Consider the following 18,802-nt stretch of genomic DNA (forward strand, 5'->3'; position numbering starts at 1 on the left):
TGATCATATGGGTATTAAAGTAGGCATTATTGGATGCGGCTCCATAACAAAATTGCGTCACGCACCTGAATATAAAGCGAATCCATTTGTAGATGAAATCGTCTTTTATGACCGAAATCCTGAACGTGCAGAAACACTAGCAGCTATGTTCGGTGGTAGTGTAGTACACTCTGTCGACGAATTACTAGAGGATCCTTCTATTGAAGTAATTAGCGATTGTTCTTCCAATGAAAGCCATCATATATTTTCTGCAAAAGCACTATTAAACGGGAAACATGTACTATGTGAAAAGCCAATATCGCTAACACTGGAACATGCACAAGAAATAGTCGATGCACAAAAGCAATCGGGAAAAAAGTTAATGGTAGATCATAATCAACGGTTTACAAGAGCTCATCAAAAAGCGAAAGAAATTATAAAGAGTGAAGAACTTGGTAAAGTGCTCACTTTTCAAACAACATTTGGACACTCCGGACCCGAACAATGGGGGGTCAATAAATCAAATTCTACATGGTTCTTTCAAAAGGAACGTTCTGGTCCCGGGGTAGCAGGGGATTTAGGAATCCACAAAGTAGATTTATTGCATTATTTATTGGATGACGAAATCGAGCATGTAAGTGCATTTCAAGGAGCACTCGACAAAGTCAATGAACATAACGAGCCAATCGAAGTATGCGATAATATCGTCTGTAGTTTAAAAACAAAAAAAGGTCGTTTAGGTACAGCTTCTTTCTCTTGGACTTATTATGGCGAAGAAGACAATAGCACGATTATTTATTGCCAAAAAGGCATTTTGAAAATCTACCATAGTGATCAACATCAACTCGAAGTAATTACAAAGGATGGAGAGAGGGTACAGTATCACTTAGAAAACATCCAAACGAATAACAATCAGACAAACAGTGGGGTAATCGATGCTTTCATTGATAGTATTCTCCAAGATCACCCTCCACTTGTAACAGGAAATGATGCCCTTTCTGCACTAAAGGTAATTCTAGGTATTATAGAAGCTGCGGAAACGAATACGGTAGTTACTATAGAAAGCGTTAATTTGTAACTGGACTTAGAATTGTAAACGCTGGTACTTTGTTGCCCTCTGTTTCCATAGCGTACTGCACTTTACTAGGTAATTAAATTAAGACGTTAAAGAGTTTGGTATGTGATGCTGTCACTTACCGAACTCTTATTTATCCTCAACCTCTATCAAATAAATCCCCTCTTCAAATCCACCACGCTTTTCTTTTTTGGCAACTCGGATTTTATCTAATTCTTCAAAGGTAGCTTCATAAATAGAAAGAGCAGCATGGATTATTTCTAAAATATCTGCAAGTTCTTCTAATGCATCTTGGCGATTGTCTGTGTCTGTATATTCTTGTACTTCTTCGTGTAATTTATTTTTAAATTCTGTAAGATATTCGGATTTATCTAAAATGCGTGTAGTGACCTTGCTTCCAGATTTTTCTATTACTTGTGGTATTAGATCTCGGACTAGTTTGTTGTAGATTGGCATTTGAAATCCCCCTTATGTTTTTCATTATAGGGAAGATGTTCCAAAGTTTAAAGAGAAGCAAGTATGGATTGGGCTATTAGACAATCGAATACCTTAGAGGGTATATTATGTTATATGTAGTTATTAGTCTAAGGAGGATTCCAATGAAGAAATTATTTATGCTTCTTTTTATTGCCGTCATTGCACTGGCAGCATGTGGTACGGAGGAAAGTAAAAAGGGTACATATGAAACGATTGCTATTGATCAAATAGAAGAGAAGGTAAAAGAAGGTTATAAAGTCGTGGATGTGCGTGAATTTAGTGAATATGCTACTGGTCATATCGTTGGAGCAGCGAATAAGCCTTTAACGGAGCTTCAAAAAAGTAATTTTGAGCTATTAAGTAAAGAGGATTCCTACATTATTATTTGTCAAAGTGGGAATCGTTCGAAGCAAGCGAGTGAGATTTTAGTGGAAGAAGGATATACAGTATTGAATGTTTCGGAAGGGATGTCTTCTTGGACGGGTGAAATTGAGAAATAAAATTGTAATCCAGGCCAGATATAATTTGGGCCTGGATTTTTTATATTGTCTGTATAAGTATCGCTTTAATTTGTTAAGAATTATATTTTAAATGGACAGTTGGACTTAATATACTTAAGCATTATTGTAAAAGTCTTTAACTTTTATTTGATTTTACATTAGTTATTTATTAATTTTAAAGTGTTGTCTATAATTAGTTAAAAATATGTTGAGGGAAGATGACCGATGGATATAATTGATGGACAAATTTTAGATGCTTTGAAGCGAAATGGAAGATCGACTGCATCTGATATAAGTCGAAAAGTAAACCTCTCTATACCTGCAGTTTCGGAACGGATTAGAAAGCTGGAAGAATCAAAGATTATTGAGCAATATACAGTCAAAGTAAATCGCGAAAAAATGGGCTATAAATTGTTAGCAATAATTTTTGTGAATATTGATCATTCGGCTAGTATTCAACATTTCAGAGAAGCAATTATTCAATTTTCCGAAGTGATTGAGTGTCATCATATGGCAGGCAAGTATGATTATATGTTAAAAGTATTGATCGAGGATACGACTGAATTAGAGGATTTTTTGAGTAATAAATTAAAAGATATAAAGGGGGTTCAGAAGTCTAACACTTCGATTGTTTTGTCTACGTTGAAAGAAATTTTAAACAGGTAGGAGAATGGCGGATGATTTGGAGAGGTTTTCGATTTGGAATGTTGCTACAGATTGCTGTAGGTCCTATTTGTGTATTTATTTTTCAAACTGCGGCTGCATCCGGATTTTGGGCAGCTGAAATTGGTGTCGTAGGAGTAGTTATAATTGATGCTCTATTTATACTCGCAGCTATATTTGGGATAGGGGCTTTGCTGAATACGTATAAAAAAGCAAAGGAAATGATGCTGTATTTCGGAGCAGGAGTACTTATTGTTTTTGGATTGAGCAATGTAGTAGGATTTTTCGGAGTGACTCTCATGCCAAGTTTAGATTTCCTTTCTGAACAAAGCATGGAGAGTGTTTTTTGGAAAACATTAATTTTAACGCTGTCCAATCCATTAACGATCATCTTTTGGGCTGGTGTTTTTTCTACTAAAATAGTAGAAGAAAAAATCGGGCAACTAGATATCTACTTTTTCGGATTAGGTGCGTTGTTATCTACCTTCTTATTCTTAACTACTATTTCTATATTAGGCAGTTTCCTAACGGTATTTTTAGCTCCAGTTGTTCTGAAAGTATTAAATTTGCTCGTAGGATTAGTGCTTATGGGATTTGGTATAAAAGCTTTAGCTAAAAGTAATATCCTTAGTTTCTTGAGTTTTAGCAAACCATCTTAATACTTTGTTGTGGTGATCAATAATCTGTTGGGCAGATAACTCCTTCGAATCCCAAGTACTGTGGGCATCTGTAACAAGAGTGATATCATAACCTAAACTATAGGCATTTCTACAAGTAGTATCTACGCAGACTTCACTTTGGATACCTGCAAGTACTAGGTGTTCAATTGAAAGTATTTGCAGTTCTTCATGTAAATTTGTTTTATAAAATGAATCCGGTGTTGTTTTCTGAATAATTGTATCCATATTAAATGGGGCAATTTCATTATATATTTGCCAACCTTCGGAACCATTTTCCAAAGCTCTCCCGATTGGAGCATTATGCTGAATATAAATGATAGGGATATTATTTTCTCGTGCATTTGATATAAGTTGTTTTAGATTAAGTATAAGTGCTTTCGAATCGAACACAGGATTTTGTTCTAAGAACATTGCCTCTTGTACATCAATGATTAGTAAGGCAGTTTTTTCCATAACTATTCTTCTCACTTTCCTACACGTATTTTGAGTTATTTGTAATTGCCATTGCTTGACTAATTTTTTCAGCGTTGTCTTGAAGTAATGGCAAAAATTCATTGTTTAGTATTTCCCTCGACACTCGTCCAGCGTGAACGGAGCAGTTAAAGGCTGCAAATACTTTTCCAGTAGCATCGTAAAGTGGAACTGCAATGGAACTAAGTCCTTCCTCCAGTTGTTGATCAACACCACCCCAGTTTTGCTCCCGAACTTTCTGTAACGTAGTAAGCAACCCCTTTTTATCAACTATTGTTTTCTCTGTAAACTTTTCGAATTTAATAGTATCAAGGTATTTTTCGAGTTCTGCTTTTGGTAAATAGGCAAGTAGAACATGGCCCATTGAGGTCGCGTAAGCAGGTAGGCGTGAACCGACGTCTATGTTAATGGACATAATTCGTTTTGTTGAAACACGTGCAACATAAATAATATCTGTCCCATCTAATATAGAAATCGAGCAGGATTCCCCAGTTTTATTGACAAAGTCACGCATAAATGAATGTGCAATGCTCCACTTATTATTGGAAGATAAATAAGCATAGCCAAGTGAAAGGGTACGGGCTGTTAATGTAAACATGCCATTGCTAGATTCTGCAAATCCCAAATGTTCTAGTGTTAGTAACATTCTTCGTGCTGTAGGTCTGCTAAGTCCTGTTATTTTTGAAACTTGGCTAACTGTCAATGCTTGATGTTCCTGTGAAAATGCTTGAATCACTTGTAAGCCACGTTCTAATGATTGAATATAATCCCCCGATTTTTTAAGGTCGTCCAATCTTTCTGTCGACAAATGTACCCCTCCTATAAAGTGAAATAATACGTATAAAATCTATGTGTACGCATATCGTACGACAATAAAATCTATTTTGCAAACACTTTCTTATTAGACTTTTCGGAATATTTTGTTATGATAAATACATAGATTGTACGAATAAAAACAAATCGTACGATTAACGTACGATAAGTGTAGAAGAAGTTAGATTAAGGAGTGGAAAGTATGTCGAAAGTTACAGAAAGTATTGAAGAAGCTTTAGCATGTGTGGAAAGTGGGCACACCGTTTTAGTAGGTGGTTTTGGATTAGTAGGGGCTCCTCTATCATTAATAGAAGGATTAACGAAAAAAGATGTGAAGAATCTTACGATTGTTAGCAATAATCTTGGTGAGTCTGGTAAAGGGCTTGGTATTTTATTGAATCAAAACAAAATAAAAAAAGGTGTTGGCTCTTATTTTACGAGTAATAGAGATATCGGTGATAAATATCAAAAAGGGGAGATAGAGTTAGAATTGCTTCCTCAAGGAACGTTGGCAGAATCTTTACGTGCTGGAGGGGCAGGGTTAGGTGGCTATTATACGACAACTGCTGTTGGAACAGACCTTGCAATTGGAAAAGAAGAGCGAGAGATTGATGGAGTGACGTATATTTTTGAAAAAGCGATCCGTGCGGACGTAGCTTTAATTCGTGCGCATAAGGCAGATACACTTGGCAATCTTGTTTATTATAAAACTGCCCGTAATTTTAATCCGTTAATGGCCACAGCAGCAAAAAAAGTAATCGTAGAAGTAGATGAAATTGTGGAGCCAGGAGAGCTGAATCCAGAGGAGATTATCACACCTTTTTTATATGTTGATATGATCATTGAGGCAAAACAAGTGCTGACGAAGGAAGGGGTTGCGAACAAATGAGTGGTAAAGAAGATATGCAGCATTTAATCGCGAAACGGGTTGCAGATGAATTAGAAGGACCTTGTGTCGTGAACCTTGGAATTGGCATACCAACGCTTGTTGCGGAGTATATGGATGCGGCAGATATTTATATGCATACGGAAAATGGCTTACTCGGAGTAACGGATGTGGAAGAGGCAGATATCGATCCGAATATTGTTAATGCAGGAAAAATACCAGTAGGGGAAGCAGTAGGTGCGTCTTATTTTAATAGCTCGGACTCTTTTGCAATGATTCGCGGAGGACATGTGGATGTAGCGATTCTCGGTGCACTTCAAGTGGATCAAGAAGGAGTTATTGCAAACTGGGCAGTTCCTGGAAAGAATATTATGGGGGTCGGCGGTGCCATGGATTTATTGGTGGGGGCAAAGAAAGTGTTTGTCACAATGAGTCATACATCGAAAGATGGCACTAGCAAACTATTAAAACATTGTACATATCCGATTACATCAACACGAAATGTGGATATGATTTTTACAGAATTAGCGGTATTTAAAGTCGTAAATAAGCAATTGAAATTAGTGGATTTAATGCCAGGTGTAACAATCGAAGAGGTAAGGGAGAAAACAGAAGCAGGTTTTTTTGAATAAATAAAAGTATTCAGAGTGAATTTTATTTAGGGGATGATGAATTGCGAAATGTAGTAATCGTAGATGCAGTGCGTACAGCGATAGGGAAACTAGGTGGGAGTATTGGAAATGAAACGGTAGATTTTCTTGGCGCACATGTCATAGAAGAATTGATACGGCGCACGAATTTAGATAAGGATGCTGTTGAGGAAGTTATTTTAGGCCAGGCGAAACAAAGTGCAGATGCCTCAAACGTCGCGAGGATCGCTATGATTCGTGCTGGTATTCCGGTAGAGACACCAGCTTATACGGTTCATCGTCAATGTGGGTCTGGAGTACAAGCTCTTAACTCTGCAACACAACAAATTCAGACGGGTATAAGCGATATTATTATTGCTGGCGGAGCGGAGTCGATGAGCACTGCACCATACTATGTGAACAATGTGAGGTTTGGTGCAAAGTCTGGAGATGTATCGCTGAAAGATCCGAATACTGCAAGTCAGCCAGGCTCGCAGCCAAGAGAAATTTACGGCGATTTGAATATGGGAGTTACAGCAGAAAATGTTGCTGAAAAGTATGGTATTTCAAGACAGGCTCAAGATGAATTTGCACTAAGTAGTCAAGAAAAAACGGAAAATGCGATGGATAAAGGATTGTTTGAAAAAGAGATTGTGCCTTACCCAGTGAAAACTCGTAAAGGTATTATTGAGTTTAAAATCGACGAGCATCCAAGAGAAACTACTTTAGAAAAATTGGCAGCATTAAAACCAGTTTTTAAAGAAGGTGGAACCGTAACAGCAGGAAATGCAAGTGGGCGTAATGACGGGGCAGCAGCACTATTAGTAATGTCCGAAGATGAGGCGCTAAAACGTGGATACAAACCAAAAGCAAGAATCATTGCTCAAGCTTCAGTAGGGTGTTCACCTGACTTGATGGGAATGGGACCAGTTTACGCTATATTAAAGGCTTTGAAACAAACTAGCTTAACAATTGCTGACTTAGATATTGTGGAGTTAAATGAGGCATTCGCTTCACAAGCTGTTGCATGCATAAATGAGTTAGGATTGGATTATAGCAAAGTAAATCCAAATGGAGGAGCTATTGCAATGGGTCATCCGATTGGTGCCACTGGTGCAATTTTATTAACGAAATTAATACATGAGTTAGAACGCACTGGGAAAAAATACGGTGCAGTAACATTATGTATTGCAGGTGGTATGGGAATTGCGACAATCGTGGAGAATATACAAGTTTAATATGGTGAGTTGAAAGCTGCCAATCATTCGTTAATTGAATGATTAGTAGCTTTTTATTGTGCGGTATTTCTTTTTATTTTATGACAATGTTTGTTTTTCAAAGTTTTAGGGCAATACTGAGTCAAATTACTTCTAAAGGAGGAACTTTATGTTGAAATTTAGAATTATTTTGTTCAGCATACTCTTAACTTTTTCAACAAGTTCGGTAGCGAAAGCATTTGATGTTTTATCTATTGTTCCAAGCAATGTCGAATTAACTATTGCCTATGATGGGGAGTCTACTATTGATCGCCTAGATGAAATAACGGATGACTATTTTCAGAAAGAACCGGAAACTTACACAGTCGTGGCAGGAGATAATTTGTATCGGATTGCAGTCAATCACAATATTCCATTAGAGTCGCTTATGAGCTGGAACAATCTTACGGGGGATTTAATTTATCCTGAAGATGTATTAATTGTAAGTGATGATGGAACAGAGGCGGCGGTTGTTCAGGCTGAGGAAAATCAGCAAGTAGCGACCGTGTTTACGCCAACTGTTGTAGAGGAAGCGGTGGAGGAAGAAATGATTGTAACGGCAACCGCGTATACCGCCTATTGTACAGGTTGTTCTGGGACAACGGCTTATGGAATTGACTTACGTTCCAATCCAGATCAGAAAGTAATTGCCGTAGATCCACGAATTATCCCGCTTGGCACAAAGGTTTGGGTGGAAGGATACGGGGAGGCAATTGCTGGTGATACTGGAGGGGCTATTAAAGGAAATAAAATCGATGTGTTCATTCCATCGCATGAGAATGCAATGGAGTGGGGAGTTAAAAAGGTGAAAATTAAAGTGCTGAATTAACGGTATATGAATAATTAAAAATCCACATTCCAACATTTTCGTGATGTTGGAATGTGGATTTTTAATTTGTATATAAGCTAGGAATAAATAAGTAGGAGTTTCGCATAACTTGTTGTGAGTCCGGCAACATCATTTCCTTCAGCTTAACATTTCCTCAACAATCTTTACGTAACATTATTAACAGCTACACACTTGCTTAATGTTTATTTTCTATAGTTATACTTGTAAGCAAATAAAAACAAACACAAACAAATGGAGGTTCTACTTAATGGCTTTTAATCATGTCTGGAAAAAAAGTTTGGTTGGTATGTTAGCTATTTCGATGTTGGCAGCTTGTTCGGATAGTTCTGGAGATGCGGGTGTCGAAGGAAATGAATTGACGCTTGAAGAAATTACTAAAAAGGCGAAGGAAGAAGGAACAGTAAACTCTGTTGGGATGCCAGATACTTGGGCGAACTGGGTAGAAACTTGGGAAGAGCTAGGATCAGAGTATAGCTTGAAGCATTCGGATACAGATATGTCTAGTGCTGAAGAGCTGGCAAAGTTTGAAGCAGAGAAGAGCGATGCAACTGCAGATATTGGAGATGTTGGTATTGCATTTGGGCCAATTGCAGAGGATAGAGATTTGACATTAGCTTATAAAACTTCTTATTGGGATGACGTTCCAGACTGGGCTAAAGACGATGATGGGGACTGGGTTTTAGGATACACAGGAACTATTTCATTTTTAACAGATACGAATAATGTTTCGAATCCTCCGAAGTCATGGGACGATTTGAAAAATGGTGACTATACAGTAAGTATTGGAGATGCGTTGGCTGCGAACCAAGCTCAGTTTGCTATTTTAGCTGCTGCGTACGCATTTGGTGGAGATGAAACGAATTTACAACCGGGAATTGATTTCTTTGCAGAACTTGCTAAGCAAGGTCGTCTTCAAGGGGACCCTACTGTTGCTAATTTAGAAAAAGGCGAAATCGATGTAGCAGTTCTTTGGGACTTCAATTCATTAGGTTACCGTAGCCAAATTGATGAAACGCGTTTTGACGTGGTTGTTCCATCAGAGGCTTCTGTCATTTCGGGTTATGCAACGGTTATTAATAAATACGCAAAAAATCCACATGCTGCAATGTTAACGCGTGAATATATTTTATCGGATGCTGGACAAGAAAATCTTGCAAAAGGGTATGCGCGCCCAATTCGTGAAAATGTGAAGTTGTCAGCAGAAGTTGAAGCATTACTATTACCACAGGAAATGTATGAAAATGCTCGTCCGGTGAAGGATCAAAAAGCTTGGGAAGAGACGACAAAACAAATTCCACAAATGTGGCAAGATCAGGTTTTAATTCATGTCAAATAATCAAGTAGTACTTATTGTAGTAGATGCTCTTCGTTATGATACAGCATGTACACATATGGGATATATGCAACATTTAGTAGAAAGAGATGCGGCAGCACGCTTTGAAGTACGCTCGGAAGTACCATCTTTGTCTCGTCCTTTGTATGAAACGATTTTAACGGGAACTCCACCAATTATTCATGGTGTTACGAGCAATGCAACGGTGCGATTATCTACGCAACAAAGTTTGTTCCATCTAGCAAAAAGCAGCGGGAAAACTACCGCTGCTGCTGCTTACTATTGGGTGAGTGAACTGTACAATCGAGCGCCATTTAATCATTTTGAAGATCGTATTCAATTAGAGATGGAGCGTCCTATTGAAAATGGACTGTTCTATTTTGAAGATCATTATCCAGATAGTCATTTATTTGCAGAGGCAGCTTGGTTAATGGATCAGAAGCAACCAGATTTTCTATATATTCATCCGATGAATGTGGATGATGATGGGCATAAGTATACGGCGGATTCGAAAGAGTATCGTAATCGCGTATTAGCTGTGGATGCAATTCTTTCTTTATTCATTCCGAAGTGTTTGGAGCAAGGCTATGAGGTTATTGTGACGGCAGATCATGGGATGACGAGTGATGGCAATCATGGTGGCAATACGGTGGAAGATCGACATGTACCGATGTTTGTTTTGTCCAATCAAGTGAAAAAGGGTGTTCATGAGGGAATCGTTTCTCAGCTTCAAGTAGCTCCTTTAGTATGTCATTTGTTAAATATAAAGCCTTCAGACGAGATGGTTCCTCTTCTTCTCGATGGTGTATGTTCGCTAAAAGAGGCCTAGTGCCTCTTTTTTTAGAAAGTATAGAAAGAGGGGATTTTATTGTCTACGAAAAAGCAGTCGTTGTTTTTGCTCATGCCATTTGTCGTATTGCTTCTTCTATTTTTTATCGTCCCGTTGCTGTATATGGTAATCTCAAGCTTTAGTAATAGTGGTGGCTTCACGTTTGTGCAATATAAAACAGTATTTACGAATAGTTATATTCTCCAAGGATTTAAAAATAGTATTACACTTTCGGCGGTTTCCGCAGTAGTAGCACTTGTTGTTACATTGTTTGCTGTGTATGCCATGATGCGTTTTTCAGAGCCTGTACGAGAACGGATCTTAGTTATTTCGAATTTAACATCCAATTTTTCAGGTGTTCCTTTGGCATTTGCGTTTATCATATTGCTTGGAAATAGTGGGCTTTTTACATTGTTATTTGAAAAATGGGGAATAGATTCTTTTTCATCTTTTTCTTTATATAGTTGGAGTGGCTTATTACTTATATACATTTACTTTCAATTACCACTTTCGTTAATGTTGCTCTATCCAATCTATTACGGTATTCAGCAGCAATGGAAGGAAGCGGCAGCGTTGTTGGGTGCTTCTCCTTTTCAGTTTTGGAGAAAGATAGGAATTCCTATTATGCTTCCTGGGATTGTTGGGACGTTTAGTATTTTATTTGCCAATGCAATGGGAGCCTATGCATCAGCCTATGCCTTAACGAGCAGTTCGTATAATTTAGTTGCTATTAGAATCGGGGCATTATTAACAGGAGATATTTTCGCACAACCGGAGCTTGCAAGTGCGATTGCCGTTTTACTTGGGGTAACGATGATTACAGCGATGCTGTTAAGTGAGTGGAGCATTAAAAAGACAAGGAGGAATTTATAGTGAAAAAAAGAGGATTGCCTGATCTGTTTTTTGTCATTCTAGTTCTTTACTTGTTTTTTCCTATATTAGCTACTTCTCTTTATGCTTTTGCAACAAAATGGAACAAAACTATTTTTCCAGAAGGTATTACGTTTAAATGGATTTCTACATTGTTTCAAGATATGAATTTCATCGAAGCGTTTGGAAGAACTGTCCTTTTGTCGGGTGGAGCAGTCGTCATCGCATTTTTGTTTGTCGTACCAGCTATTTTTGTTATTGTTCTTTATTTTCCGAAGTATGAGAAGTGGATTCAAGCAATAGTAGTTATGGTGTATGCATTTCCAGGTGTTATTTTGGCAGTAGGTTTAATACGTGCATATTCGAAAATAGGTGTGCCGATGGTATTCGTTGTTTTAGGGGCGTATGTGATAGGAATATTGCCGTATATTTATCAAAGCACACGAAATAGTTTGCGTAATGTGAATGCAAGGCAGTTATTAGATGCAGCGGAGTTGTTAGGTGCTTCTAAAGTGCAATCGTTTTTGAAGGTTTTATTGCCATCGGTGTATCCAGGATTATTTGCCGGGGCATTATTGTCTTTCTCCGTTTTGTTCGGTGAATTTGTTCTTATTAACTTAGTTGTAGGGTCTCGTTTTGAAACAGTGCAAATATATTTGGTGAAAAAGTTAGAAACGAGCGGCCATATTGCGAGTGCAGTAGTATTTGTTTACCTAGTATTGATGGGGATATTAACAATTACAATTTCTGTGTTAACTAAACGATCGAAGGGTGTTGCAAATACATGAGCTATGTTGTGATTGAAGGTCTTCATAAAAAATACGGTACTTCTACGGTGTTATCTAATATTGATATGACGATTGAAAAAGGGGAGTTTGTCACATTGCTTGGTCCAAGTGGATGTGGGAAAAGTACGATTTTACGAATTATTGCTGGGCTAACAGATGCAACTGCTGGAGTAGTGAAAATTGAAGGAAAAGATATGACCCGCATTCAGCCGAAAAACCGGGAAGTAGGGATGGTGTTTCAATCCTATGCTTTGTTTCCAAATATGACTGTGAAAGAAAATGTTTCTTTTGGTTTGAAGATGAAAAAAATGGAGCAAAAAGAAATAGAAAAACAAGTGCAAGAAATATTGGATATTGTACATTTAACTGAAAAAGCGGATGCGTATCCTCATGAGCTATCAGGCGGACAGCAGCAACGCGTTGCACTTGCTCGTGCGCTTATTGTGCGTCCGAAAGTATTGTTATTAGACGAGCCTTTAAGTGCACTCGATGCACAAATTCGTAAAAAATTACAATCGGATTTACGTTCTATTCAAATGGAGCTGGGGATGACGATGGTTTTAGTAACACATGACCAAGAGGAAGCGATGGCTGTTTCGGATAAGATTTTAGTTATGAATAAAGGAGAAATAGCGCAAATAGGAACTCCAACTGAAATTTATACGAAGCCTAAAACCGAGTTTATCGCTAACTTTATCGGACATTATAATGTGTTTTCACGTCAGGAGCTGGAGAAAATGATTGGCAAGACATTGCCAGGTAAAGGTGCCAAATTTGCGATTAGACCCGAAGCAATTCATGTGAAAATGGAAGCAGATGATTTTTATATGATTGGTATTGCAAAGGAATCTGTAATGAGTGGAAATGTTATCCGAACTGTATTTCAAGCAGGAGACAGAACTTATTCAGTTGAACAGCTTCATCAACGTGCGCAGCATTTTGAAGTTGGAAAAGCTTATGAATGCTATGTTGCACCAAAAGATGTGATTGAGTTAACATGACTTTTTCGAAAGTAGAAAGACATGCGTATGTTTTGGATAAATTACAACACAACAAGAAGGTAATTGTTGCTGAAATTGCAGATGAGCTTCAAGTTGCACCTGAAACGATTCGTAGAGATTTTGCTGAATTAGAAGTACTGCATTTATTAACAAGGGTGCATGGCGGTGCTGTGAAGTTTTTGAATTTGCGTAAAGAGCCGGAGTTTTTGCGAAAGCTGGACATGCAAAAAGAAGCGAAACGTCAAATTGCAAAGATGGCAGCCCAAAGAATTTCGGATGGAGATATTATTGCAGTGGATGTTGGAACAACAACCGTTCATATTGCAGATTTTGTGGAGGAAGTGAGTAATGTAACCGTTGTAACAAACTCCATTGCGGCAGCTGAACGATTTAACTTGGCGATGGAAGAGCAACGAATGACAGGGAAAGTTATTTTACTCGGTGGTTTAACAAATCCAACGCAATCGTCTGTTGCAGGTGCGATGACATTAGAATGGCTGGACAAAATGAGTATAGACAAAGTTTTCTTATCTTGTGGTGGCATGGATGGCGGTATTGCATATGACTATGATTTAGATGAGTCGCTCGTTTCTTCTAAAATGGTGGAAAAAAGTGAGTTTCGAATATTGTTAGCAGATGCTAGTAAAATAAAACAAAAATCATTTTATACAATATGTAAAATATCTGAATTAACAGAAGTGATTTGTAATGAAAGCTGTCCTGCGGATTGGGAAGTGTTTCGAAATATATGGGTGTGTACGAACGGAGGACAAAGATAATGAAAATAGATTATCATGTGCATTTAGAAGAAGGACCATACTCATTTGGTTGGTTAGATCGAACTGCGAAGGCTATTAATTCTTTTAGGCAAAGTGAGGACCTTGATAAAAATTCGAAGGAATATATGAAATGGCAAGTTGATGCATTGAAAAATAGATTGGACAAAGGTTGTTTTAGTCAAGAATGGCTTGATCTTTATTTGCAAAAAGCAAAGCAGCTAGGGTTAAAAGAGGTAGGTATTGTCGATCATTTATATCGTTTTAAAGAGACGAAGAATTATTTTGAGAAGAATATGTTGTTAGATGAGAATGATCCAATTGGAAAGTTACAGTCGGATTGGCTTGGGAAAGTGATGACTGAAAATATGAACGATTTTACAAATTTCATTGTACAGGAGAAGAAACGCTGGAGTGAGCAAGGCGTTGAGTTGAAGCTTGGGATAGAAGCTGACTATTTTGTAGGCTGTGAACGGGAACTTGCGGAATTGCTTCAAAATCAGCCTTGGGATTATGTCATAGGGTCCATTCATTTTGTAGATGGCTGGGGGTTTGATAATCCCCAAACAGCAAATAAATTTGAAGAGGTAGACTTAAAAGTGCTTTACGAACGTTTTTTTGAAACAGTTGAACAAGCAATTCGTTCAGGTATGTTTGACTTTGTTGCTCATTTAGATAACTTAAAAGTATTTGGCTATAAAGTAGAGGATGAGGCGTTTAATCAAATGTGGTATGAACGAATTGCAAGTGCACTTGTAGAAACGAATACTGCAACAGAAGTGAATGCTGGGTTATTTTATAGATATCCTGTAAAAGAAATGTGCCCTGGGCCAGCATTTTTGAAAACATTAGTTGCCAAAGGAGTAGAATTTACGGTTTCCTCCGACTCACATTTCCCGGATGACTTAGGAAAATATACTTTAGTAAATACAGAAAGTTTAAAGTCTTTGGGTGTTGAGAGACTTATCGGGTTTGATAAAAGAGAAAGAACATACCATTCAATATAAGAAGGGACCGTTTCAATGTGAAAACATGAAGCGGTCTTTTTCTTTGAAAGATATGTGGGGATATATTTATATAATTGGTATGTTATGAACGGAGTAATCACAGACTTTTGTGGCGTTTTGTTATACAAGGATTGTGTTCGCCATAACGGAAATCAAAGGTTATTCTAATTGAAGAAAAATGGATTTTAGATCTACCTATCCGTATTATTAATTGATTTTGAGGTAATAATGTTACGGAAAGATAATAAGGGAGTGGATGAGTGTGATTGAATTACAAACTGATCTTGAAGGAAAAAATACTTACTTTGGATATGTAAGAGATGGCATTAAAAGCTTGGGCTATTGTTTGGGAGGGGGATGGGAATATCATAAGGGGAGTTTTGACTCCATTTTATGGAGAGAAGGCGGTGAAACAATTTATTTGAGAATACCTTTTCTTGTAGTAGAGGGCGAACTCGATGAAAGCGGAGCGTACATAAAATTTCAAAGGCCTTTTGTTATTAAGCATGTCGTAAATATAGGCTTGGATAGCGATGGAAATTCTTTACTCAGTGCAAGTGGGTTTAATCAATTCCAAGAGCCACTTGATACGGATGGACAAATATCAAATAAAAACAAATGGGAGCATGTTGGAAAAGAAGCTGTAGAACAACTTCTACGATTTGTTATGTAAATATACTATTTCTCTAATTCACTTAAAAACACTATGTTTAATTGTGAATTAAGGGAGATAGTATTTTTTTTGAATACAAAATTATATAAATGTTTAGAATGGATTCCATTCCAAGCTGAAATTAACGGTATTTCTTAATTTTCACGTTTAACATATAGCTCAATTTTAAGCTTAGAGCAAGTCGGAAACCACTTGAACATTTCCCCTCTTTATCCACCTCTAATACGCAACACTTACATTCCGCTACGTATTTCTTTATAATAGAAAGCAAATAGAACAGTACTTGAAAGGAAAGCGACCGATGATATATGAACGGATGATTAATTCGGAGCAAGAAACTGAACAGCTTGCTGGAAAACTGGCGACATTGTTAGCGCCTGCAGATGTGCTCACATTAGAAGGAGACTTAGGGGCAGGGAAGACAACATTTACGAAAAGTGTGGCGAAGGGGCTTGGAATTACACGCAATGTGAATAGCCCAACGTTTACGATATTGAAGCAATATGAAGGAAGACTATTTTTGAATCATCTAGATGTGTATCGTTTAGCAAATAGCGATGAAGATTTAGGATGGGACGAGCTATTTTACGGAGAAGCAGTGAGTATTATTGAATGGGCTCACCTAATAAAAGAAGATTTACCGTCAGAACGTTTGGCGATTCAGATACATCGAGTAGAAGATGACAAACGAAATTTTACGTTTGAACCTTTTGGAAAACGATATGAACAATTATGCGAGGAGCTTTTTGGATGATTTGGTTAGGGATAGATACATCACATACACCGCTAGCGGTAGCTGTCATGAAAGATGAACAAGTACTTGCAGAGTACAAGTCAGGTATGAAAATTACACATTCAATTGGTACGATGCCAGCGATTGAAGAATTGCTAAAAAAAGCAGGTGTTCAAGCGAATGAAATCGACGCAATTGCTGTTGCAAAAGGACCTGGTTCATACACAGGAGTTCGTATTGGAGTAACAATCGGAAAAACATTAGCTTGGACGCTTAATATTCCGATCATGTCCGTTTCTAGTTTAGAAGTTTTAGCTGGGAATGCGCCGTTTTTCAATGGAGTCGTTTGTTCCATCATGGACGCGAGACGTGGCAATGTGTTTGCTGGTATTTATATGAACGGAGAAACAGTGAAGGAATCGCATATGTCTCTTGAAGATCTTTTGGAAACGCTCGATGAAATGGGGCAACCGGTTTTATTCGTCGGAATGGACGTAAGCATCCATTGGGAGCAAATAAAAGAAGTACTTGGAGATAAGGTGCAATATGCAACCGCAGCATTATCTTTGCCAAGTGCAGCTGTATTAATCGAACTTGCGAAAAAACAAGAGGCAACGGAAGTCCATGCGACTGTGCCAGAGTATTTACGAGTGACAGAGGCCGAAGCAAACTGGATGAAAGAGCAGAAGAAAAATGGAAAATAATCAACTAATCACCTATCGAAAAATGACATTAGAAGATATTGATCAAATTTTGCTTATAGAAGAAGAGGCTTTTACGGTTCCTTGGACGCGAGAAGCATTTGAGCATGAAATGACGACAAACCTATATTCCTACTATGTTATTGCAGAGACGGAGCAGAATGAAATTATTGGCTACTGCGGAATGTGGCTTGTAATGGATGAAAGCCATATTACGAATGTGGCAGTTGCGGAACGTATGCGAGGGCAGAAAATTGGGGAAGGATTAATGAGAGAAGCTATTCGAATTGTCCTTGAACAGAAAGTTGTACTGATGACATTAGAAGTACGTGTAACGAACGAAGTAGCCAAAAACTTATATTATAAACTAGGTTTCCAAGATGGCGGGATTAGGAAAAATTATTATGTAGATACCGGAGAGGATGCACTAGTGATGTGGGTGGAGTTCAAATGATAAAAGATCAATATATATTAGGAATTGAAACGAGCTGTGATGAAACAGCAGCTTCGATTGTAAAAAATGGCCGAGAAATTATATCTAGCGTAGTCGCTTCTCAAATCGAAAGTCATAAACGTTTTGGAGGAGTTGTGCCAGAAATTGCTTCTAGACATCATGTAGAACAAATTACGATTGTGTTGGAAGAAGCATTAAAACAAGCGAATATGACACCGAATGAATTGGATGCTGTAGCAGTTACAGAAGGACCTGGACTTGTAGGAGCACTTTTAATAGGGATAAATGCAGCGAAAGCTTTTGCCTTTGCGAATGGACTTCCGTTAGTCGGAGTACATCATATTGCAGGTCATATTTATGCAAACGCACTTGTACAGCCGATGGAATTCCCACTCTTAGCGTTAGTAGTATCTGGCGGACATACCGAGCTAGTGTTAATGAAAGAAGAAGGTCAGTTTGAACTAATTGGAGAAACGCGAGACGATGCTGCTGGTGAAGCTTACGACAAAGTAGCACGAGTGCTAAATCTTCCTTATCCAGGCGGACCACATATTGACAAGCTAGCAAATGAAAGCGATGGAGCAGTGCCATTTCCACGATCGTGGTTGGAAGAAGGATCGTATGATTTCAGTTTTAGCGGCTTGAAATCTGCCGTTATCAATTATCAGCATAATGCAGTGCAGCGTGGGGAAGAAATTAATCCAAACCATTTAGCAGCTGGATTCCAACAAAGTGTTATTGAAGTATTAACAAAAAAAACACTTCGTGCCGCAAGAGAGTTTAACGTGAAACAGGTAATAGCGGCAGGTGGAGTTGCTGCAAATAAAGGACTCCGTCAGGCGCTTGAAGAAACATTTACAAAAGAAAACATTCCTTTTTATGTGCCACCAATTGCACTATGTACAGATAATGCAGCGATGATTGCGGCAGCAGGAAGTTCTAAGTTTACGGCTGGAAAAACGGGTGATTTATCGATGAACGGTTTACCAGGATTAGAGCTTAAAAGCTGGAACTAAATAAGCAATAAAATGAAATCCTCTTTTCTTCGACAAGAAAAGAGGATTTTTTTAACAGGAATAATGAGAGTTGTCAATAGGGAACGTTCGTACTTATGCACAATTTGTGGATAAGTTGTGTATAACATTAACTATATCAATATATTGTGTCTATTTAACAAACAATTATGTGGAAAAAAAACTTTGAAAACTGTGGATGATGTGGATAAGTCTGTTGATATGTTGGTATCACTTGTTTTTTTATGTGAATAAATTTGTGGAAAAACATTTGGCTGAAAAAACTACTTGACCTACATATATGGAGGAGAATCGACAGGATAGTTGGATATATTTGCTTAATGT

At 37.8% G+C, this 18,802-nt stretch carries 23 protein-coding genes; 20 read left to right on the plus strand and 3 right to left on the minus strand.

Annotation, left to right across the window (positions count from 1 at the left end; genetic code table 11):
• The first annotated feature begins 7 nt into the window (after window positions 1-7).
• Window positions 8-1,057 carry a Gfo/Idh/MocA family protein gene (locus RUH95_RS13535; protein WP_313893413.1) on the plus strand — a complete coding sequence of 350 codons (1,050 nt, stop codon included), beginning with the start codon at window positions 8-10 and terminating at the stop codon, window positions 1,055-1,057.
• 126 nt (window positions 1,058-1,183) lie between these two features.
• On the opposite strand, the gene RUH95_RS13540 is transcribed toward RUH95_RS13535, so the two are convergent.
• On the minus strand, window positions 1,184-1,510 hold the full coding sequence (locus RUH95_RS13540) for a nucleoside triphosphate pyrophosphohydrolase (protein ID WP_313893414.1): 327 nt from the start codon (window positions 1,508-1,510) through the stop codon (window positions 1,184-1,186).
• Between the two features lie 143 nt (window positions 1,511-1,653).
• Here RUH95_RS13540 and RUH95_RS13545 point away from each other — a divergent pair, with 143 nt between their 5' ends.
• The 3 genes from RUH95_RS13545 to RUH95_RS13555 all read left to right on the plus strand — a co-directional run bounded on the left by RUH95_RS13545 (window position 1,654) and on the right by RUH95_RS13555 (window position 3,353).
• Window positions 1,654-2,031, plus strand: coding sequence for a rhodanese-like domain-containing protein (locus tag RUH95_RS13545; RefSeq protein ID WP_313893415.1), 378 nt, complete (start codon window positions 1,654-1,656; stop codon window positions 2,029-2,031).
• 225 nt (window positions 2,032-2,256) lie between these two features.
• Window positions 2,257-2,697: an Lrp/AsnC family transcriptional regulator gene (locus RUH95_RS13550; protein ID WP_313893416.1), complete on the plus strand. Its 441-nt coding sequence runs from the start codon at window positions 2,257-2,259 to the stop codon at window positions 2,695-2,697.
• An 11-nt stretch (window positions 2,698-2,708) separates the two neighbouring features.
• Window positions 2,709-3,353 carry a LysE family translocator gene (locus tag RUH95_RS13555; protein WP_313893417.1) on the plus strand — a complete coding sequence of 215 codons (645 nt, stop codon included), beginning with the start codon at window positions 2,709-2,711 and terminating at the stop codon, window positions 3,351-3,353.
• On the opposite strand, the gene RUH95_RS13560 is transcribed toward RUH95_RS13555, so the two are convergent.
• Both RUH95_RS13560 and RUH95_RS13565 read right to left on the minus strand, forming a co-directional pair.
• Window positions 3,303-3,827: a cysteine hydrolase family protein gene (locus RUH95_RS13560; RefSeq protein WP_313893418.1), complete on the minus strand. Its 525-nt coding sequence runs from the start codon at window positions 3,825-3,827 to the stop codon at window positions 3,303-3,305. The two genes, RUH95_RS13555 and RUH95_RS13560, sit on opposite strands and share 51 nt — an antisense overlap.
• 19 nt (window positions 3,828-3,846) lie before the next feature.
• Window positions 3,847-4,653 (minus strand): IclR family transcriptional regulator domain-containing protein, encoded by an 807-nt coding sequence (locus RUH95_RS13565; protein WP_313893419.1) that lies wholly within the window; start codon window positions 4,651-4,653, stop codon window positions 3,847-3,849.
• A gap of 207 nt (window positions 4,654-4,860) precedes the next feature.
• Between RUH95_RS13565 and RUH95_RS13570 the strand changes: the two genes are divergently transcribed.
• The 16 genes from RUH95_RS13570 to tsaD all read left to right on the plus strand — a co-directional run bounded on the left by RUH95_RS13570 (window position 4,861) and on the right by tsaD (window position 18,460).
• Window positions 4,861-5,547 (plus strand): CoA transferase subunit A, encoded by a 687-nt coding sequence (locus tag RUH95_RS13570; RefSeq protein ID WP_313893420.1) that lies wholly within the window; start codon window positions 4,861-4,863, stop codon window positions 5,545-5,547.
• Window positions 5,544-6,176: a 3-oxoacid CoA-transferase subunit B gene (locus tag RUH95_RS13575; protein WP_313893421.1), complete on the plus strand. Its 633-nt coding sequence runs from the start codon at window positions 5,544-5,546 to the stop codon at window positions 6,174-6,176. Before RUH95_RS13570 ends, RUH95_RS13575 begins: the two co-directional genes overlap by 4 nt.
• Window positions 6,177-6,217: 41 nt before the next feature.
• On the plus strand, window positions 6,218-7,411 hold the full coding sequence (locus RUH95_RS13580) for a thiolase family protein (RefSeq protein ID WP_313893422.1): 1,194 nt from the start codon (window positions 6,218-6,220) through the stop codon (window positions 7,409-7,411).
• 148 nt (window positions 7,412-7,559) lie between these two features.
• Window positions 7,560-8,258, plus strand: a complete 699-nt coding sequence (locus RUH95_RS13585) for a 3D domain-containing protein (protein ID WP_313893423.1) — start codon at window positions 7,560-7,562, stop codon at window positions 8,256-8,258.
• Window positions 8,259-8,526: 268 nt separating this feature from the next.
• The gene (locus tag RUH95_RS13590) at window positions 8,527-9,615 is read left to right on the plus strand and encodes an ABC transporter substrate-binding protein (protein ID WP_313893424.1); all 1,089 of its coding nucleotides are present in this window, start codon (window positions 8,527-8,529) and stop codon (window positions 9,613-9,615) included.
• Window positions 9,605-10,441: an alkaline phosphatase family protein gene (locus RUH95_RS13595; protein ID WP_313893425.1), complete on the plus strand. Its 837-nt coding sequence runs from the start codon at window positions 9,605-9,607 to the stop codon at window positions 10,439-10,441. Before RUH95_RS13590 ends, RUH95_RS13595 begins: the two co-directional genes overlap by 11 nt.
• A 72-nt stretch (window positions 10,442-10,513) precedes the next feature.
• Window positions 10,514-11,314, plus strand: coding sequence for an ABC transporter permease (locus RUH95_RS13600; protein WP_313893493.1), 801 nt, complete (start codon window positions 10,514-10,516; stop codon window positions 11,312-11,314).
• Window positions 11,314-12,099: an ABC transporter permease gene (locus tag RUH95_RS13605; protein WP_313893426.1), complete on the plus strand. Its 786-nt coding sequence runs from the start codon at window positions 11,314-11,316 to the stop codon at window positions 12,097-12,099. The genes RUH95_RS13600 and RUH95_RS13605 overlap by 1 nt, the downstream gene beginning before the upstream one ends.
• A complete protein-coding gene (locus tag RUH95_RS13610) occupies window positions 12,096-13,100 on the plus strand; it encodes an ABC transporter ATP-binding protein (protein WP_313893427.1) in 1,005 nt (334 codons plus the stop codon). Before RUH95_RS13605 ends, RUH95_RS13610 begins: the two co-directional genes overlap by 4 nt.
• Entirely contained in the window at window positions 13,097-13,879 is a 783-nt protein-coding gene (locus RUH95_RS13615; protein WP_313893428.1) for a DeoR/GlpR family DNA-binding transcription regulator, read from the plus strand. The genes RUH95_RS13610 and RUH95_RS13615 overlap by 4 nt, the downstream gene beginning before the upstream one ends.
• On the plus strand, window positions 13,879-14,883 hold the full coding sequence (locus RUH95_RS13620; RefSeq protein WP_313893429.1) for a histidinol phosphate phosphatase domain-containing protein: 1,005 nt from the start codon (window positions 13,879-13,881) through the stop codon (window positions 14,881-14,883). The genes RUH95_RS13615 and RUH95_RS13620 overlap by 1 nt, the downstream gene beginning before the upstream one ends.
• A gap of 262 nt (window positions 14,884-15,145) precedes the next feature.
• The gene (locus tag RUH95_RS13625) at window positions 15,146-15,556 is read left to right on the plus strand and encodes a YugN family protein (RefSeq protein ID WP_313893430.1); all 411 of its coding nucleotides are present in this window, start codon (window positions 15,146-15,148) and stop codon (window positions 15,554-15,556) included.
• A gap of 301 nt (window positions 15,557-15,857) precedes the next feature.
• Window positions 15,858-16,310: a tRNA (adenosine(37)-N6)-threonylcarbamoyltransferase complex ATPase subunit type 1 TsaE gene (tsaE, locus tag RUH95_RS13630; protein ID WP_313893431.1), complete on the plus strand. Its 453-nt coding sequence runs from the start codon at window positions 15,858-15,860 to the stop codon at window positions 16,308-16,310.
• Entirely contained in the window at window positions 16,307-16,993 is a 687-nt protein-coding gene (gene tsaB / locus RUH95_RS13635; RefSeq protein ID WP_313893432.1) for a tRNA (adenosine(37)-N6)-threonylcarbamoyltransferase complex dimerization subunit type 1 TsaB, read from the plus strand. Before tsaE ends, tsaB begins: the two co-directional genes overlap by 4 nt.
• Window positions 16,983-17,444, plus strand: coding sequence for a ribosomal protein S18-alanine N-acetyltransferase (rimI, locus tag RUH95_RS13640; protein ID WP_313893433.1), 462 nt, complete (start codon window positions 16,983-16,985; stop codon window positions 17,442-17,444). The genes tsaB and rimI overlap by 11 nt, the downstream gene beginning before the upstream one ends.
• Window positions 17,441-18,460 (plus strand): tRNA (adenosine(37)-N6)-threonylcarbamoyltransferase complex transferase subunit TsaD, encoded by a 1,020-nt coding sequence (gene tsaD, locus RUH95_RS13645; protein ID WP_313893434.1) that lies wholly within the window; start codon window positions 17,441-17,443, stop codon window positions 18,458-18,460. Before rimI ends, tsaD begins: the two co-directional genes overlap by 4 nt.
• Window positions 18,461-18,802: the final 342 nt, after the last annotated feature.

This window comes from Psychrobacillus sp., assembly GCF_032154225.1.
Classification (GTDB): domain Bacteria; phylum Bacillota; class Bacilli; order Bacillales_A; family Planococcaceae; genus Psychrobacillus.

Coding starts and splice junctions, on each gene's coding strand:
- RUH95_RS13545 (WP_313893415.1), top strand. CDS start 1,654: ATGAAGAAATTATTTATGCTTCTTTTTATTGCCGTCATTGCACTGGCA.
- RUH95_RS13615 (WP_313893428.1), top strand. CDS start 13,097: ATGACTTTTTCGAAAGTAGAAAGACATGCGTATGTTTTGGATAAATTA.
- RUH95_RS13620 (WP_313893429.1), top strand. CDS start 13,879: ATGAAAATAGATTATCATGTGCATTTAGAAGAAGGACCATACTCATTT.
- RUH95_RS13535 (WP_313893413.1), top strand. CDS start 8: ATGGGTATTAAAGTAGGCATTATTGGATGCGGCTCCATAACAAAATTG.
- RUH95_RS13595 (WP_313893425.1), top strand. CDS start 9,605: ATGTCAAATAATCAAGTAGTACTTATTGTAGTAGATGCTCTTCGTTAT.
- RUH95_RS13590 (WP_313893424.1), top strand. CDS start 8,527: ATGGCTTTTAATCATGTCTGGAAAAAAAGTTTGGTTGGTATGTTAGCT.
- tsaE (WP_313893431.1), top strand. CDS start 15,858: ATGATATATGAACGGATGATTAATTCGGAGCAAGAAACTGAACAGCTT.
- RUH95_RS13550 (WP_313893416.1), top strand. CDS start 2,257: ATGGATATAATTGATGGACAAATTTTAGATGCTTTGAAGCGAAATGGA.
- RUH95_RS13560 (WP_313893418.1), bottom strand. CDS start 3,827: ATGGAAAAAACTGCCTTACTAATCATTGATGTACAAGAGGCAATGTTC.
- RUH95_RS13570 (WP_313893420.1), top strand. CDS start 4,861: ATGTCGAAAGTTACAGAAAGTATTGAAGAAGCTTTAGCATGTGTGGAA.
- RUH95_RS13540 (WP_313893414.1), bottom strand. CDS start 1,510: ATGCCAATCTACAACAAACTAGTCCGAGATCTAATACCACAAGTAATA.
- tsaB (WP_313893432.1), top strand. CDS start 16,307: ATGATTTGGTTAGGGATAGATACATCACATACACCGCTAGCGGTAGCT.
- RUH95_RS13610 (WP_313893427.1), top strand. CDS start 12,096: ATGAGCTATGTTGTGATTGAAGGTCTTCATAAAAAATACGGTACTTCT.
- tsaD (WP_313893434.1), top strand. CDS start 17,441: ATGATAAAAGATCAATATATATTAGGAATTGAAACGAGCTGTGATGAA.
- RUH95_RS13555 (WP_313893417.1), top strand. CDS start 2,709: ATGATTTGGAGAGGTTTTCGATTTGGAATGTTGCTACAGATTGCTGTA.
- RUH95_RS13600 (WP_313893493.1), top strand. CDS start 10,514: ATGCCATTTGTCGTATTGCTTCTTCTATTTTTTATCGTCCCGTTGCTG.
- RUH95_RS13575 (WP_313893421.1), top strand. CDS start 5,544: ATGAGTGGTAAAGAAGATATGCAGCATTTAATCGCGAAACGGGTTGCA.
- rimI (WP_313893433.1), top strand. CDS start 16,983: ATGGAAAATAATCAACTAATCACCTATCGAAAAATGACATTAGAAGAT.
- RUH95_RS13585 (WP_313893423.1), top strand. CDS start 7,560: ATGTTGAAATTTAGAATTATTTTGTTCAGCATACTCTTAACTTTTTCA.